We start from the raw sequence: 15,384 nt of genomic DNA, 5'->3' as shown, positions 1-15,384 counted from the left end.
TCCTCAGACCAGTTCGAGATTCTCTCTGAATGTGCTTCCTACATAATCTTTTCCGACGATGCCTCGACGCCGCAGCTCAGGTAGCAACCCGTTCAGTGCAAAGTCCCGAGTCCGCGGATCTGCGAGGCCGCCGATCGAGATGACGTCGAGAACGCCGGCGTCGTAGCGCTGCTCGATCGCGTCGGCAAGCTGATCGGGCGTGCCCGCCTCGGCCCAGTGACCGGTGTCCTTCGACGCGATGATCAACTCGCGCAGCGTCTTTCCTTCCGCAGCGAGCTTGCCGAAGATCTCGACGCGGCCGCGTCGGCGATTCACGGTCTTCGGGTCGGGCAGCAGATGGACCGGAATCGGCTTGTCCAGTGGCAGTTCCGACAGATCGATCTCCCCGCCGAGCATGTCGGCGAGCCGAGCGCGCCCGGCGTCGAAGTCGGTCGACTCCTCCCGCTCCTTCACCAGTTGTCGCACCTCCGCCTCGGAAGCGCCGTAGGTGGCATGGAACGACGAGAAGATAAGCGGGAGCTCTTCCCCGCGACCCAATTCTGCTGCGCGAGAACGAATAGTTTTCGTGTACGTGACCGCATCTTCGAGCGTCGCGAGCGACGTGAAGACCACTTCGGCGAACCGAGCACCGAGTTCGATCCCTCCCGCGGACTGACCGGCCTGGAACTGTACCGGCCGTCCCTGCGGCAGCGACGGAATGTTGAGCGGCCCCTGCACGGTGTAGTACTTCCCGCGGTAGTCGATCGGCTGCACGAGCGACGCGTCGAGCACGGCACCGTCCGGGCCCGGCGTCAGAGCGCCGGGTTTCCAGCTGTCGTACAGCGCGTGAACAACCTCGAGGGATTCGGTGGCGCGGGCATACCGCTCCTCCGGGCTCGGGAGATCCTGATCGCCGTAGTTCTCCTCACCGAGTGACGACGTCACCGCGTTCCACGCGGCTCGACCGTTGCTGACGTGGTCGAGAGTCCCGAACAGCCGGGCCAGATTGTATGGGTGGTGGAACGTCGTGGTCACCGTCGCGATCAGTCCGACGTGTTTCGTCACCGCAGCAAGCGCCGCCAGGTAGATCAACGGTTCCTGTGCACCGATCGCACCCTGTGCACCGAAGCTCAAGAGGTCGGCGGCGAACAACGCGTCGATCCTGTTGTCCTCGGCGATCTTTGCGACCTCCAACGACGTCGCCAGAGTGGACTGCGTCGGATCGACGGCCAGATCGTAGATGTCCTGACCGCCGCTGACACCGGTCACCGTCTTCAACGTGCGACGGCGACCGGCAGAGAACGCTCTGGTCACCGCGCGATCACGTCCTTGATCGCAGCCAGGAAACCGTCGCGGTCGTCGAGATGCACAACGTGCCCGGTACCCGGTACGACGCGAACCTCGAAGCCTGCGACCTCGAGTTCGGCTGCTCGATGCGGCGGAATCAGCGCGCTGGGGTCTGCCAGCACGAGAGTCGACGGCACGGCAGCAGTCGAGACATCCGCGGCGGGGAGCGTCGCGAGCGCATCCAGGATCGCGGGATCCCATTGCCGAAGCGCCTCGAGCTTCAGTTCGTGACTGCGTGAGCTCCACCGCGGGAAGGCCGTCTCGACGTCCGACAGCGTCCAGTCCTTCTGCGCGCGGAACGAGCCGACGATCGCCTGATCGGCAGACACACGAAACGCCGGGTCCACGTACACCGCATGACCCGGCTGCAGGGTCGTGACGGCATGCGCGAGCACGAGACCACCCAACGAATGACCCACCGCCACGGCAGGTTTCGACGGAACGGCGGACACCACGGCATCGACGAGTGCCTGCACCGTGTACTCCGATGCCGGTGCACTGGCACCGTGACCAGGTAGGTCGACGGCGTACACGTGGAAGCCCCGTTCGGCGAATTCGGGCCCGACCTCCCACCATGACGTCGACGAGTTCCCGAGACCGTGGATCAGAACCGCAGCCCGGTCCCCCGACCCCCACTCACGTACGTTGATGCCCGCCATTCCCTACTCCTCCCCCGCACTGCCCGGTTCGTAGAACCACTCGTTCAGGTCGAAGTCTTCCCTGATGTTGCCTTTGTCCACCAGAAACTGCTTGGTTCCGGTCAACAATTCGACGGCCTTGGCCGGGAACGGTTCCTCTGCAATGGAATCCGGATTCGCTGCTCCGCGCACGACGTCGGGCGGGAAGTTGGACTGACCGATCTCGTACGCCAGGTAGTCGTCCCAGTGCTGCTTCGCGTACGTCGCCGACGACGACAGAAGCTGCTGCCACGCGGCACCGAACTCGGGGTTGGTGTCCAGAAATTCCTCACTGCTGACCGACGCGCTCGTGCCTGCGAGGTCACGGTGGTTGTCGTACACCGAGTCGACCTGATGGAAACCCTTGGCGAGAAACGCATGCAGCGACGCCGACGGATTCACGTCGGGAAGCGCCGCCGCGTCGATCTCGCCCGAGTTCAGCGGTGCTTCTTGATCGGCCGGGTAGAGGTGGATCAATTCGGCGGTGATGCCCTCCTCCTGCAGTGCGCCCTGCAGATACCGATCGATGTACGAGCCCGATGGGACGCCGATCTTCTTGCCGCTCAGGTCACGCAACGACGTGATCGCCGGATCCTTCGCGACGACGCCCGCGTTGTTGTCGAAAGCCGTCACCGCGAGAAGACGCGTGTCGAGTCCACTGCCCTTCGCGACCAGCGCAGGTGTGTCTCCGTAGTTGGCGACGTCGAGTTCACCGGCGACGAGCGCCTGGTTGAGGTCCGGGCCGTTGGGAAAGCTGAAGATCTCGACGTTCTCGACACCGAGGTCGGCAAGCGCGGGCACCAGCTTGTTCTGCGACTGCGCGAAGCCGAGCGGGCCGGACAGCGTGTTACCCGAACCGATCGTGCCGATGCGCAGCGTCTTGATCTCGGCGCGCGACGCGGACCCGGCCTCGTCGGAGCTGCAGCCGGACACGACGAGCGCAAGGGCGGCTGATGCGGCGACCAGGGCCGCACCGAAGGTGGTTTTCACTTCTGGAGAGTCTTTCTGTTCGTGGCCAATCGTGGTGGTGGATCACCGTGCGGTAGTGGAGGTCCCACTGCCGTCAGCGTCCCTGCGGCGCGCCCTTTACCCCATCCGAGCTTCTCTCGGTACCGACCGATGTGGTCGCTCGACACGTCGTGATCGTCGGCCGACGGAATCGACTGCGGGTCGACATACAACGCGTCGACCGGGCAGTACGCCTCGCACATGAAGCACGTCTGGCAATCGGATTGCCGCGCGATCTCCGGCACACCGGACTCCGTCCGGTCGAACACGTTGGTCGGGCACACGTCGACGCACTTGTCGCAGCCGATGCAGGCGTCGGCGATGACCAGTTCGATCACGATGCTTCCCGAACCGTCTCGTGATCAGCTGATTTCAAGGCACCGGGTCGAGTCCACACGTGATCGAGTCCACCGGTCAGGATGTGATGGTGCTGCGAATCGTCGAGGTTCGGGTAATCCTCACGCTTGCTCATCCCGCGCGACTCGGTCCGCGCCAGCGTCGAGTGATACATCCATCGCCCGACCGCGGTGATCGCCGCCGACTGCCGCGACCGCAGGCGTGATTCACCATCGTCGCCGCGCAATCCGGAAACACCGTCGTACCAGAGGCTTTCGAGATTGCTCAACGCCTCACGCACACGCTCTCCCTCGCGCAGGAAATTCTTCTCGTAAGGCACCAGTTCCGACTGTGCAATCCTCAGCACCTCGGAGTGGCCTAGCGCGTGTCCCCGCGTCGGACGCAGGCCCGCACCCCCGGCCCCGCGCAGTGCCGTCACCGGCGCGACACCTGCGCTGCGCGCGAACTGTGCGGCACCCGTGCCTGCCCAGGTTCCCGACGACATCGCCCACGCCGAATTATGGCTGCCCCCACCGGTGAAGCCACCACAGATGCGCTCGCGCGTCGCTGCGTCGCCGGCGGCGAAGAGCCCGGGCACACTCGTCGCACAGGTGTCGTCGGCGACTTCGATGCCGCCGGTGCCTCGCACGGTCCCCTCGGCGAGCAGGGTGATCGGAAAACGGTCCGTGAACGGGTTGATTCCGCGACGATCGAACTGCAGGAAGAAGTTAGGCTGCCCCAGACGCATCTGCCGTTGCACTTGCTCGTCGGCGCGATCCAGTTGCGCGAAGACTTTCTCCTGCAACAGGGTTCGCGCGATGACCGAGCGTCCCTTCGTCGACCCGGCGCCCTCGATGACGGATCCGTCCCCGCGGAAGAAGGTCGCGTAGCCGTAGTACGCCGTCTTCGTGATCGTCGAGTTCTCCGGCACGATCGCGTACGCGTTCGAGAACTCCATGCCCGAGAATTCTGCACCGACCTCGGCCGCCATCAGAGCGCCGTCACCGGTATCGACGTTGGTGCCGAGCGCCTTCGACAGGAAGGCACAACCACCACTCGCGACGACGACGGCACCTGCGGACACGCGGTAGTCACGATTCTCCTGACGCTGCCAGCCCGCGACACCCCTGACCTGGCCGCCGCTATCGACGAGCAGTTCCAGCGCCGGTGAGTGGTCGAGAATGCGGACGCCGCGTCGAGAGATCCACGCCCGCATTCGACGCATGTATTCGGGTCCTTGTAGACCTGTCCGAATTTGCCGTCCGGTCGTGTCGTCGACCGGGAACGGGTAGCGGCCCTCGGTGGCAAGCAAATTCATGTTCTCGTACGTCTGATCGAGAACGCGGTCCATCCATCGATGGTCGGCCAGATGCCCACCCAGCGTCTCGCGGCTTGCCTTCGCTTTTTCCCGCTGGCTTCGAGTGGGATCCACGTACCAGACGCCGGTACCCGACGGCGCCGTTGCGCCGGAGGTTCCGCAGTAGCCCTTGTCGACGAGCACCACGTCGGCACCGGCTTGCGCCGCACGCAGTGCCGCCCACGTTCCCGCCGGGCCGCCTCCGATCACGAGCACATCTGCGGTCAGGTCGAGTACATCGGACTTGTGAAGTACATCGGTCACAGCAAGCTCCCCTGGGTCGGTGAATCGGTCGCAGTCGGCGCGTCGGCGTCGACACCGAGACCAGTCAGCAGCCTCTTGCGCAACGCAGCGTGTTCAGGTGTGAGGACGGATCTCGGGCGCGGCGCGTCGACGACGATCTCCTCTGCGATTCGGCCGTCGCGCAACAGCAATGCGCGGTCGGCCAGGAGTAACGCCTCCTCGACGTCGTGCGTGACGAGCAGCACGGCGGGCCGGTGGCGCTGCCACAGATCGGCGACGAGTGCCTGCGCCTTGAGCCTCGTCAACGCGTCGAGCGCACCGAACGGTTCGTCGAGGAGCAGCACGTCCGGAGTCCGCACCAGCGCACGAGCGAGCGCGACACGCTGCGACTCCCCTCCCGACAGAGTCGACGGCCACACGTCGGCCTTCGATTCGAGACCGACCTCGGCCAGAGCCGAGCACGCGCGGGCGCGAAGGTCACTCCCCTTCACGCCCAGAACGACGTTCCGCCAAACGTTCAGCCACGGCATCAACCGGTGTTCCTGGAACACGATCGCCCGCGACGGTGCGACGTCCAACGTCCCGGTGAAGCCTGCGTCGAGACCGCCGATGGCACGCAGCAGCGTGCTCTTGCCGGACCCGCTCGCCCCGAGAAGGGCAACGAATTCGCCGGGGGCGATGTCGAGGTCAACGCCGTCGAGAACCACTTTGCCGTCGAACGCCCGGCCTGCATCCTCCACATGAACGCCACGGTGCGTTCGGGTCACAGATGTACTCACGGACGTACTCATTGGCCCTCGAATCCGGTTCGCCAGGAGAGGAATCGATGTTCGAGCACGCGCACGAACACGTCGGTCAGCAGTCCGAGAATCGCGTAGATGACCAGCACCAGGAAGATTTGATCGGTACGCAGAAACTCCTTGGCGTCGTTCATCAGGAATCCGAGGCCCACCGGGGTCGTCTGCATCTCGGCGACGACCAGTGCGAGCCAACCGATTCCGAGCGCCTGTCGCAGTCCGACGAAAATCTGCGGGAGCGCTGCAGGCAACACGATGCGTCGCACGAGTTCCACTCGTCCGAGCCCCAGCGACTGTGCCGCCTCGACGAGCTTTCGGTCGACACCCCGGATGCCGGCCAAGACGTTGAGGTAGATGGGGAAAATCGGCGCGACGATGATCAGCGCGATCTTGAACGAGTCGCCGATACCGAACCAGATGATGAACACCGGCACGAGCGCCAGCGCAGGCATCATGCGCAGCACCTGAATCGGCGCGTTGACCAGGTCTTCGGCGACACGCAGCAGGCCGGCCGCCGCGCCCAGTACGAGACCGATCGCGATGCCGATGGACAGCCCGATCACGACGCGTCGCGTCGATGCGAGAAGGTGCTGCCACAGCTCACCGGTTCGGATCAGATCCCACCCGGCTTCGAGAACCTCGGACGGCGCAGGTGTCGTCGCGCCGAGCCATCCACGTGCGCCGAGCTGCCACAGAACGAGTATCAACACCAGACCCGACGACTGCCGGAGCAATTTCACCCACCGCCGAGCGGTGTGTCTACGCGGTGCAGTCGGCGGCGCCGACGAGTCGGGTGGTTCGGCGGTCGGACGGACGTTCTCCGCCCTGTCCAGCTGAAGGGTCATCTGGTTCGAATCCTCGTGTGCGCGCGAAAGACGCACCGCGACCTGGGCTGTTCACGGATGCGACATGGTGGTTGCTGGCAGCGTACGAATATTCGGGCTCGTCGAACAGAAATAGAATCACCGTGATTCTGTGTTGACCGTTGGTGTCGACCAGCCGCTGCACCCGACGCCGTCTGGAGTCCGTTCCAGACTTGGTCGATGGGAAATGCCGGTTTATGGTTCGTGACGACTCTCGGGCGTCGACGAACGGCAGGGACGAAGAGCAGGGACGGGCGGCAGGCACCTCGAGAGGAAGCACACGATGAGCATCACAGCAGGCCATCGCATCGCGATAGTCGGCGCAGGCCCTCGCGGTACCGGTGTACTCGAGCGTCTGCTCGCCCATCTCGCGGACATCGACGCGGCCGACACCACGTCGATTCATATCGTCGATCCCTTCCCCGCAGGCGCGGGCCGAATCTGGCGCGGCAGCCAGCCCCCGTTACTCTGGATGAACTCGGTCGCCGCAGACGTCACGATGTTCACCGACGAGACAACGACCGTCGACGGCCCGATCAAGCCCGGCCCGACGTTGGCCGAGTGGGTCCTGTCGAACATCGGGACACTGAAGTCGGATCCCGAAGTCGCGCCGGAGCTCGAGACGTTCACGGCCCAGTCCTTCGCGTCGCGGACACTGCAGAGCCGATATCTGGAGTGGGTGTTCGCGCAGGCCGTCACCGATGCACCGGCCACGGTCGAAGTCCACCGCAGCACCGTCGTCGACATCGCGGACTCACCGGACGGCTCGCAGACACTGACTCTCGACGACGGTTCGACACTCGAGGTGGACACGGTCCTGCTCGCCCAGGGCCATCCGGACGCCCTTCCGTCGTCGGCCGAGACCTACCTGCAGAAGTTCGCCGATTCGCACGACCTGACGTACGTGGGTCCCGGGTACACCGCGGACCTCGATCCCGACGTCGTGCCGTCGGACGAGCCGATCCTCGTCGCCGGTCTCGGACTCGCGTTCATCGACTGGATGGTTCTGCTCGCCGAGAGCCGCGGCGGTGTGTTCTCTCGTGGCATCGACGGCGACCTGATCTACGAGCCTTCCGGACGCGAACCGATCGTCTACGCGGGCTCGCGACGCGGCGTCCCGTATCACTCGAAGATCGGATACGACATCGCCGCCGCCCGACCTCCGCTGCCGAAGTACTTCACCGCCGACGCATTTCCCGGCGACGGGTGGCTCGATTTCCGACGCGACGTCTGGCCACTGGCCGCGAAAGAGCTTGCGGGAGCACATTTTCACGAGTTGTTCGCCTCCCATCCCGAACGCACCACCGGTGAGTGGGCGGATTTCGACGCGCGGTTCGCTGCCCTCGAGTGGGGATCGGCCGAGGCACGCCGACTCGTGGAGGCGTTCGTGCCCAAGGACGACGACCGGATCGATCTCGACCTGATCGACCGACCGTTGACGGGTGAGTCCTACAGCGGTGTCGACGACGTCACGGCGCGCATCATCGGATACATCGACGACGATCTCGCACGCCGTGCCGATTATCACTACAGCAGCGACGCCGCAGTGTTCAGCGCTTTGCTGTCGGTCTACATGACCACCGGAGAACTGTTGCGCCGCGGGCGCATTCCGGCCGCGTCGGTCGCCATGGACATCGAAGGCTGGCTGCACTCCTTCTTCAGTTTCGTCGCCAGCGGTCCACCTCCGCAACGGCTCGAGCAACTGCGCGCCCTGGCGTCATGCGGCATCGTCAGGTTCCTCGGCCCCGACACGACGTTCAGTGCCGACACCACGGACGGGCTGTTCGTCGCGCAGAGCGCAGCTCATCCCGAAACCGTCACGGCGAGAACACTTGTCGACGCCCGCCTTCCGGTCGCGTCGATCCAGTCCAGTGGCGATGTGCTGCTGCGTACCCTGCATGCCCGCGGCGAGATGGTGGAGATCCGAGCGAACGAGCGCAGCGCCGCGAAGATCTCGGTCGACGGCAGATCTCGAATCATCAAGTCCGACGGCTCGGTTCACGAGCGCCGCTACGCCGTCGGACCATGGGTGGCAGGACACAACTGGTCGTCGGCCTTTCCCCGGCCACGGACGAACGCGGGCTTCTTCCGTCACAACGACGCATTGGCACTCGAGTTGCTTCCGTAGGACTTCGAATCACGGCGAATCGAACTGTTGTCGACCCCGCCCGGCCCGGGGTTTGCTGGGAAGATGCGTACATTCCTGGCAAGCCGAAGACCGACTCGCAATGCAGTCACCGCACTCACGGCTCTGGCCCTCGGCGTTGCTGCGCTGACCGGCTGCGCCAACGACGACACCCCGGAGAACGCGCTCGCGTCCGATGCCCCGCTCCCCACCGAAATCCCTGCGGGCACGAAGTTGGTCATCGCGGATCAGTCGGAGTTCCAGCAGTCCGTGCTGCGTGCATCCGGCGAGCTGGACAAGCTTCCGTTCGACTACGAGTTCGCGAATTTCGTCGGTGGCCCGGCGATTCTCGAAGCATTCCGTGCAGGCGCGGCCGACGTCGCACGCGTCGGTGACACCCCGCCGATTCAGGCCCTCATCGCAGGCCAGGACGTGCCGATCATTCTCGGTACACAATCGGATCCGGACAACACCAGACTCGCTGTCGCCGCAGATCGCGGCATCACGACCCTCGCGGATCTGAAGGGCAAGAAGATCGCCTACGCCGAAGGGACGGCACAGCAGGCAATCGTCCTGCGCGCATTGACGAAAGCAGGATTGAGCACCGACGATGTCGAACTGGTGCGTCTGCAACTCGCCGAGTTCCCCGACGCGATACGCACCGGTCAGGTCGACGTCGCACCGTTGAACGAACCGAATCTGACGCGCTTTTTGAACAATCCGGGCACGTCGCTGATCGACACGTCCGAATCCGGAGGTACGTCCACCGGCTTGTCGTACCTCTACGCACGACGTGAAGCCATTCAAGACCCAGCGAAAGCTGCTGCGCTGCAAGCCTATACAGCAAGCTTCATCCGAGCAGTGCAGTGGGCCAACGACAATCCCGAACAGTGGCTGCAGAGCTACTACGTCGAGAACCAGGGTCTGACGCCGGAGGACGGCCGGCGCATCGTGGAGTCGCTCGGACCCTACGTGTTCCCGAAGCTCGACGACGCACTGGTCCAGCGACAGCAGGACACGATCGACGTGATCGACGACGCGGGCGAGCTGCCGAAGTCGGTCGAGGCATCCGATGGCTTCGATCTTCGGTTCGCCGACGTCGCGAGCAGGACCGTCGAGGAAGTCGGTGGCGCGTTCACCAGGAGCGACAGCTGATGGCCATCTCGTTCCAGACCAAACCAGCGAAGACGAATGCGTCGTCCGCCGAACTGTTGAAGTCCCGAAAGACCACACGCCGCAGGCTCGGACCTGGCAAGGCGATTCCGTACGGCCTTGCGATCGGCCCGGCACTGCTGCTCGTTGCATGGGTCGCGCTGTCGGCGGCCGGACTCCTCGACGAACAGACGCTCCCGGCGCCGTGGACCATCATCGAGACAGCCATCGACCTCGTCGACGACGGGCGACTGCAGAGCAATCTCCTGACATCGCTCCAGCGCGCGGCCATCTCGCTCGTGCTCGGTGTCGCCATCGGCGTCGTACTCGCGTTGGTCTCCGGTCTTTCCCGCATCGGGGAATCCCTCGTCGACGGCCCCGTCCAGATCAAGCGCGCCATTCCGACGCTCGCACTCATTCCCTTGTTCATCGTCTGGTTCGGCATCGGCGAGTCGATGAAGGTCATCGTCATCACGACGTCGGTACTGATCCCGGTCTACATCAACACGCATGCCCAACTGCGCAGCGTCGACAATCGATACGTCGAACTCGCCGAGACCGTCGGGCTGTCACGGTGGCAGTTCGTTCGGCTCATCGCGCTGCCGGGTGCCCTGCCGGGCTTCTTCACGGGTCTTCGTATGGCCGTGACGATTTCGTGGTTGGCGCTCGTCGTCGTCGAGCAGGTCAACGCGACCAGCGGCATCGGTTACCTGATGACGCAGGCACGTACGTACGGGCAGATCGACATCATCGTCGTCGGCCTCGTCGTCTACGCGCTGTTCGGTCTCGTCGGCGACGTCCTTGTCCGTCGTGTGGAAAGGAGGGCCCTGTCATGGCGCCAGACACTGGGCGGGTAGGAGCTGGGCGGGTAGGAGCTGGGCGGGTAAACACTGGGCGGGTAGTTCGCGCAAGCGGACTGTCCAGAGGGTTCGGCGACCGCGTCGTCCTGAATTCGATCGATCTCGACATTGCGCGCGGCGAGTTCGTCGCCCTGTTGGGCCGCAGTGGTTCCGGCAAGAGCACTCTCCTGCGAGCGTTGGCCGAGTTGGACGACAACGTGCTCGGCTCCGGTGAGCTGACGGTCCCCAGGAACCGGGCGGTGGTGTTCCAGGATTCACGACTCTTGCCGTGGGCGCGTGTCCTGGACAACGTCGTTCTGGGTCTGCCCGGCCGCGACGCTCTGGACCGCGGCCGGGCAGCACTCGCCGAGGTCGGTCTCGCGGGGCGCGAGAAAGCGTGGCCGAAGGAACTGTCTGGAGGTGAGCAGCAGCGCGTAGCGCTGGCACGTTCTCTCGTCCGCGAACCAGAACTACTTCTCGCAGACGAGCCGTTCGGTGCACTCGACGCGTTGACACGCATCCGCATGCACGCGTTACTGCGGGAGTTGTGCGCCAAGCACACGCCCGCGGTTTTGTTCATCACGCACGACGTCGACGAGGCTCTGCTGCTTGCCGATCGTGTGTTGGTTCTCGACGACGGCCGCATCGCCTCCGACCGGCGCGTCGAGCTCGATTCCCCACGTAGACACAGTGATCCGAAATTCACGACGCACCGCGACGAGCTCCTTCACGCGCTCGGCGTCTTCGAGGAAGTGACCGCATGACCAGAACGCTCCACTTCAATGCCTTCTTGATGACGACCGGACACCACGAATCTTCTTGGCGTCTACCGCAATCCGATCCGCGATCTGGAACGAACATCAAGCATTACCAACGGCTGGCTCAGATCGCCGAACGCGGGAAGTTCGATTCCATCTTCTTCGCCGACAGCCCGCAACTCGTCGCCGATGTCGGTCGGCGGCCGTCGGGGTACCTCGAACCGCTGCAGATCCTGACGGCGGTGTCGACCGTGACCGACAGAATCGGCCTCGTCGCGACGGCAACGACCAGCTACAACGAGCCGTTCAACCTCGCGCGGGCGTTTGCGTCCCTCGATCACATCTCCGGTGGACGCGCCGGATGGAACATCGTCACCACTGCGGGTCTCGATGCCGCACAGAACTTCAATCTCGACACGCTGCCCGCGCACGGTGACCGCTATGCACGTGCCGCCGAATTCGTCGACGTCGCGCAGAAGCTGTGGGACAGCTGGGACGACGACGCAATTCTGGCCGACAAGGAAGCGGGGATCTGGGGCTCGAACGAACGAGTCCGCACCGTCGAGCACAAGGGCCACTACTTCAGCGTCCGCGGCCCACTGAATGTGCCACGGCCGATCCAGGGCTATCCGCTTCTCGTTCAGGCCGGTTCGTCGGAGGACGGCAAGGTGCTCGCGTCGAAGTACGCCGAAGCCGTGTTCACCGCGCAGCAGACCATCGAGGATGCCCGCGCGTTCTACTCCGATCTGAAAGCTCGCACGATCGCCGAGGGCCGAGGTCCCGACCACATCAAGATTCTGCCCGGCATCGTTCCCGTCATCGGGTCGACCGACGCGGAAGCCCGAGAACTGGAGGCCGAACTCGACCGCCTCATCGTGCCCGAATACGCGCTCGCACAACTTGCCAAGACGCTGAAGGTCGATCCGTCGGTCCTGTCGCTCGACGAACAACTCCCCGCCGACCTGCTCGCCGAGGAAGACATCGAGGAAGCCAAGAGTCGCTACACGCTGATCGTCGAACTCGCGCGTCGCGAATCCCTGACGGTGCGCGAATTGATCGGGCGGCTCGGCGGCGGACGTGGGCACCGTACGTTCACCGGGACACCGCTGCAGGTGGCCGACGCGATCGAGGAATGGTTCGTGGGCGGAGCTGCCGACGGATTCAACATCATGCCGCCCGCCTTGCCGTCGGGGCTCGAGATCTTCGTCGACGAGGTCGTGCCGATTCTGCAGGCACGAGGGCTGTTCCGCACCGAGTACTCGGGCACGACGCTGCGCGAGCACTACGGTCTGCCGCGGCCGGTCAATCGCAACGCAGCGTTGCTGGCCTGAGCTATCCCGTCTCGATCAACAGCACGCCCCCGATGATCAGGGCGATGCCCGCGGACATGACGGCCGTCAACGGCTCTTTGAACAGGAACTTGCCTGCGACGGCCGTCAGCGCGACCCCGGAAGCCGCCCATACGCCGTAGGCGACGCCGATGGCCATGCCCGCGGACAGCGCCAGCGCGAGGAACGTGAACGCGGCACCATAGCCGACCACGACCGGGACGAGCCAGATCTTCTTGCGGCCACCTTCGGACGCACGCAGTGACAGCGTCGCAACGACTTCGGTGACGATCGCGCCGAGCAGCAGAAACCACATCAGGCGCGCACCGCCCGTCCCGCGCCGAACTCGACGAGAACCACGCCCGCGATGACCAGCACGATGCCGGCGACCATCGGCACGGACAGGGGTTCGCCGAACACCAGGAACCCGAAGATCGCCGTCAACGCGATGCCCGCCGCAGCCCAGATGCCGTAGGTCTTTCCGATCGGTGCGCCGCCCCGCAGAATCAACGACAGGAACACGAAGGACGCACCATAACCTGCGACGACGACTGCATACCAGGCCGGCGCGTTCACGGCAGCTTTCATCGACAGGGACGCGGTCACTTCCACGGTGATCGCCGACGCGAGTAGCGCCCAGTACTTGTTGCTCACGCTTTCGAGCAACACGTCCACGCCTCGATGGATTCCTACCGGTCGGGTGAGCGCCACCCGTCGAACGAGAAAGTGCGGGTCGACGGACCACCTGGGTCGTCGTCCCGGCGGTTCCCCCGGCTCGCGACGCGGTGGGCGATACGCCAGCCGTCGTCGGTGCGCCTCAGCGTGTCCTGGTAGTCGCCGCTGCCGACCGAGCCGTCGGTTCGCACGATGAAGAACTTGCTCCACGCCCGCACCGAACCGTCGCGCAGAGCCGTCAGGATCGTGTTGCAAGTGTGGTGCGGGTGGTACGGCCGCACGGACTCGACCATCCGTCGTATCTCGGATATTCCGGTGGATGCCGACGACCCAGCGCCGAACACCACGTCGTCGGTGAACACCGTGTGCGCATCGTCCCAATCCCGGTTGTCGATGACCTGCGCATACCTCGCGAGCACGTCCAGGATCTCAGCGGCGACGTCGGCGGGGACGCGGACTTCCGACGTCATCGTCGGCCCCAGGTCTCGAAAGACTCGACCCTGCCCTGCTCGTCCGCCGGCCTGTTGCGAGTACTGATTCGGCGCTTGCCGATTCGCGGACCATCCGCGGTGTCCACGATCTCGTCTACGTAATCACCGGTCAACGAAGTCGCATCGAACTCGACGACCAGGAAGCGGCTCCAGGCGTGCACGATGCCGTCTGCGTCGACCTCAAGGATGGTGTTCAGCGTGTGGTGCGACCGACGGGAGTCGAATCCCTCGAGGAATTCTCGTAGTCGGTCGAGGCCGGTCACGACGCGGAATTCGCCGTCGGCAAATTCTGCGTCGAGTCGGACGTCGGCCGTGAACACCGACGGCAGCTCGTCCCACGCCTGGTTGTCGACGACGTGCCCGTAGCGGGCCAGGAGTTCGTGTACTGCCCAGCTGTCGTGGCTCACGGGATCAGCACGAACTTGCCGCGAGGGTGCTCGGCCTTCAGCTCCTCGTGCGCTTTCGCTGTCTCGTCGAGCGAGAACCTCTTCGCGATAGTCACACCGAAGTCCCCTGCTCCAGCGGATTTCACGAGATCGAGTCGCGCCTTCTTGCGTCGTTCTGCGCTCTCCGGGTTTCCTCCGCCGACCGACTGGAAGCCGTCCTTGCCCGCCCGCTCGAACGCCGCGATCGTCACGAAGCGCCGCTTGTCGACGACGAGTGCGAGCGAGACGTCCACGGCCTCGTCGGTTCCGACCGTGTCGATCGCGACGTCGACGCCGTCGGGAGCGAGATTCTTCACCCGTCCGAGCAGACCGTCGCCGTATTCGACGGGTTCGGCTCCGAGTGCACGCAGATCGTCGTGGTTGACTTCACGTGCTGTCCCGATGACCCGCGCGCCCTTCGCCTTCGCCAACTGCACCACGACGGAACCGACGCCGCCTGCTGCGCCGTGTACGAGGACGGTGTCACCCTCGCTCACATTCGTCACCGCGAGTGTGTCGTATGCCGTGCCCGCCACGAGAAGCAGGCCGGCCGCTTCCTCCCAGCTCAGCGATTCCGGCTTCGGCAACACCGCGTCGGCAGGCACGAGCAGCTTCTCCGCGTACGCGCCCTGCGCTCCCGACACGATGACCTCGTCGCCCACCGAGATCGGGCCTGCGGGCCCGGTCGCCGAATTACCGACCTCGAGAACGACGCCACTCGCTTCGCTGCCGAGGTGACGCGGAAGTGTCGACTCGTCGCTGCCGAACGCACCGCTGTACAGCTTGTAGTCGATCGGGTTCACACCGATGGCCTTGACCTCGACGAGCACCTGCCCCGCCGACGGTTTCACAAGCGCCTCGTCGACGATGCGCACTACCTCGGGTCCACCGAATGCTGTTGCTACCGCTACACGTGTCATGTCTCGATCCCCTTTCAGTGCTGCATCGTTGGTCCGTTGTACCTGTCCATCGAATGTCGCGGTC

The 15,384-nt window shown here is 64.8% G+C and carries 17 protein-coding genes; 5 read left to right on the top strand and 12 right to left on the bottom strand.

Translation table 11 applies throughout. The features are described from left to right. Positions 1 to 3: 3 nt before the first annotated feature. From DK926_RS00570 to DK926_RS00540, 7 genes are read right to left on the bottom strand one after another with little or no spacing between them, the layout of a single operon-like run. Positions 4 to 1,293, bottom strand: coding sequence for an NtaA/DmoA family FMN-dependent monooxygenase (locus DK926_RS00570; RefSeq protein WP_114327910.1), 1,290 nt, complete (start codon positions 1,291 to 1,293; stop codon positions 4 to 6). Further along, a complete protein-coding gene (locus tag DK926_RS00565; protein ID WP_114327909.1) occupies positions 1,290 to 1,985 on the bottom strand; it encodes an alpha/beta hydrolase in 696 nt (231 codons plus the stop codon). Before DK926_RS00565 ends, DK926_RS00570 begins: the two co-directional genes overlap by 4 nt. Positions 1,986 to 1,988: 3 nt before the next feature. Further along, the gene (locus DK926_RS00560; protein WP_207890700.1) at positions 1,989 to 2,993 is read right to left on the bottom strand and encodes an NrtA/SsuA/CpmA family ABC transporter substrate-binding protein; all 1,005 of its coding nucleotides are present in this window, start codon (positions 2,991 to 2,993) and stop codon (positions 1,989 to 1,991) included. Next, positions 2,990 to 3,349 carry a ferredoxin family protein gene (locus tag DK926_RS00555; RefSeq protein WP_114327907.1) on the bottom strand — a complete coding sequence of 120 codons (360 nt, stop codon included), beginning with the start codon at positions 3,347 to 3,349 and terminating at the stop codon, positions 2,990 to 2,992. Before DK926_RS00555 ends, DK926_RS00560 begins: the two co-directional genes overlap by 4 nt. Next, positions 3,346 to 4,968 (bottom strand): FAD-binding protein, encoded by a 1,623-nt coding sequence (locus DK926_RS00550; RefSeq protein ID WP_114327906.1) that lies wholly within the window; start codon positions 4,966 to 4,968, stop codon positions 3,346 to 3,348. The genes DK926_RS00555 and DK926_RS00550 overlap by 4 nt, the downstream gene beginning before the upstream one ends. After that, entirely contained in the window at positions 4,965 to 5,738 is a 774-nt protein-coding gene (locus DK926_RS00545) for an ABC transporter ATP-binding protein (RefSeq protein ID WP_114327905.1), read from the bottom strand. Before DK926_RS00545 ends, DK926_RS00550 begins: the two co-directional genes overlap by 4 nt. Next, positions 5,735 to 6,589, bottom strand: coding sequence for an ABC transporter permease (locus DK926_RS00540; RefSeq protein WP_114327904.1), 855 nt, complete (start codon positions 6,587 to 6,589; stop codon positions 5,735 to 5,737). Before DK926_RS00540 ends, DK926_RS00545 begins: the two co-directional genes overlap by 4 nt. A gap of 301 nt (positions 6,590 to 6,890) precedes the next feature. Here DK926_RS00540 and DK926_RS00535 point away from each other — a divergent pair, with 301 nt between their 5' ends. The 5 genes from DK926_RS00535 (at position 6,891) to DK926_RS00515 (ending at position 12,812) form a co-directional block, all read left to right on the top strand. Beyond that, positions 6,891 to 8,735, top strand: a complete 1,845-nt coding sequence (locus DK926_RS00535; RefSeq protein ID WP_114327903.1) for an FAD/NAD(P)-binding protein — start codon at positions 6,891 to 6,893, stop codon at positions 8,733 to 8,735. A 63-nt stretch (positions 8,736 to 8,798) separates the two neighbouring features. Beyond that, complete coding sequence (locus DK926_RS00530; protein ID WP_114327902.1) at positions 8,799 to 9,887, top strand: ABC transporter substrate-binding protein; 1,089 nt, start codon at positions 8,799 to 8,801, stop codon at positions 9,885 to 9,887. Continuing rightward, on the top strand, positions 9,887 to 10,741 hold the full coding sequence (locus tag DK926_RS00525; protein WP_114327901.1) for an ABC transporter permease: 855 nt from the start codon (positions 9,887 to 9,889) through the stop codon (positions 10,739 to 10,741). Before DK926_RS00530 ends, DK926_RS00525 begins: the two co-directional genes overlap by 1 nt. After that, on the top strand, positions 10,717 to 11,487 hold the full coding sequence (locus DK926_RS00520) for an ABC transporter ATP-binding protein (RefSeq protein WP_114327900.1): 771 nt from the start codon (positions 10,717 to 10,719) through the stop codon (positions 11,485 to 11,487). Before DK926_RS00525 ends, DK926_RS00520 begins: the two co-directional genes overlap by 25 nt. Further along, a complete protein-coding gene (locus DK926_RS00515) occupies positions 11,484 to 12,812 on the top strand; it encodes an LLM class flavin-dependent oxidoreductase (protein WP_114327899.1) in 1,329 nt (442 codons plus the stop codon). The genes DK926_RS00520 and DK926_RS00515 overlap by 4 nt, the downstream gene beginning before the upstream one ends. Before the next feature lies 1 nt (position 12,813). Here DK926_RS00515 and DK926_RS00510 read toward each other — a convergent pair whose 3' ends face one another. Genes DK926_RS00510 through DK926_RS00490 form a run of 5 tightly spaced genes read right to left on the bottom strand, consistent with a single transcriptional unit; the run spans position 12,814 to position 15,320 of the window. Beyond that, on the bottom strand, positions 12,814 to 13,125 hold the full coding sequence (locus tag DK926_RS00510) for a multidrug efflux SMR transporter (protein ID WP_114327898.1): 312 nt from the start codon (positions 13,123 to 13,125) through the stop codon (positions 12,814 to 12,816). Next, complete coding sequence (locus tag DK926_RS00505; RefSeq protein ID WP_114328593.1) at positions 13,125 to 13,478, bottom strand: SMR family transporter; 354 nt, start codon at positions 13,476 to 13,478, stop codon at positions 13,125 to 13,127. The genes DK926_RS00510 and DK926_RS00505 overlap by 1 nt, the downstream gene beginning before the upstream one ends. Positions 13,479 to 13,498: 20 nt before the next feature. Next, positions 13,499 to 13,954 carry a nuclear transport factor 2 family protein gene (locus DK926_RS00500; protein WP_114327897.1) on the bottom strand — a complete coding sequence of 152 codons (456 nt, stop codon included), beginning with the start codon at positions 13,952 to 13,954 and terminating at the stop codon, positions 13,499 to 13,501. Then, complete coding sequence (locus DK926_RS00495) at positions 13,951 to 14,382, bottom strand: nuclear transport factor 2 family protein (RefSeq protein ID WP_114327896.1); 432 nt, start codon at positions 14,380 to 14,382, stop codon at positions 13,951 to 13,953. The genes DK926_RS00500 and DK926_RS00495 overlap by 4 nt, the downstream gene beginning before the upstream one ends. Further along, positions 14,379 to 15,320, bottom strand: coding sequence for an NADP-dependent oxidoreductase (locus DK926_RS00490; protein ID WP_114327895.1), 942 nt, complete (start codon positions 15,318 to 15,320; stop codon positions 14,379 to 14,381). Before DK926_RS00490 ends, DK926_RS00495 begins: the two co-directional genes overlap by 4 nt. Positions 15,321 to 15,384 lie beyond the last annotated feature (64 nt).

The organism is Rhodococcus sp. Eu-32 (assembly GCF_003336925.1).
GTDB classification, from domain to species: domain Bacteria; phylum Actinomycetota; class Actinomycetes; order Mycobacteriales; family Mycobacteriaceae; genus Rhodococcoides; species Rhodococcoides kyotonensis_B.
This window is presented reverse-complemented; position numbering and strand designations above follow the sequence as displayed.

Bases quoted from the DNA above. Each gene is read 5' to 3' on its own strand.
- DK926_RS00565 (WP_114327909.1), bottom strand. From the start codon at position 1,985: ATGGCGGGCATCAACGTACGTGAGTGGGGGTCGGGGGACCGGGCTGCG.
- DK926_RS00545 (WP_114327905.1), bottom strand. From the start codon at position 5,738: ATGAGTACGTCCGTGAGTACATCTGTGACCCGAACGCACCGTGGCGTT.
- DK926_RS00540 (WP_114327904.1), bottom strand. From the start codon at position 6,589: ATGACCCTTCAGCTGGACAGGGCGGAGAACGTCCGTCCGACCGCCGAA.
- DK926_RS00535 (WP_114327903.1), top strand. From the start codon at position 6,891: ATGAGCATCACAGCAGGCCATCGCATCGCGATAGTCGGCGCAGGCCCT.
- DK926_RS00530 (WP_114327902.1), top strand. From the start codon at position 8,799: ATGCGTACATTCCTGGCAAGCCGAAGACCGACTCGCAATGCAGTCACC.
- DK926_RS00525 (WP_114327901.1), top strand. From the start codon at position 9,887: ATGGCCATCTCGTTCCAGACCAAACCAGCGAAGACGAATGCGTCGTCC.
- DK926_RS00520 (WP_114327900.1), top strand. From the start codon at position 10,717: ATGGCGCCAGACACTGGGCGGGTAGGAGCTGGGCGGGTAGGAGCTGGG.
- DK926_RS00515 (WP_114327899.1), top strand. From the start codon at position 11,484: ATGACCAGAACGCTCCACTTCAATGCCTTCTTGATGACGACCGGACAC.
- DK926_RS00510 (WP_114327898.1), bottom strand. From the start codon at position 13,125: ATGTGGTTTCTGCTGCTCGGCGCGATCGTCACCGAAGTCGTTGCGACG.
- DK926_RS00500 (WP_114327897.1), bottom strand. From the start codon at position 13,954: ATGACGTCGGAAGTCCGCGTCCCCGCCGACGTCGCCGCTGAGATCCTG.
- DK926_RS00490 (WP_114327895.1), bottom strand. From the start codon at position 15,320: ATGACACGTGTAGCGGTAGCAACAGCATTCGGTGGACCCGAGGTAGTG.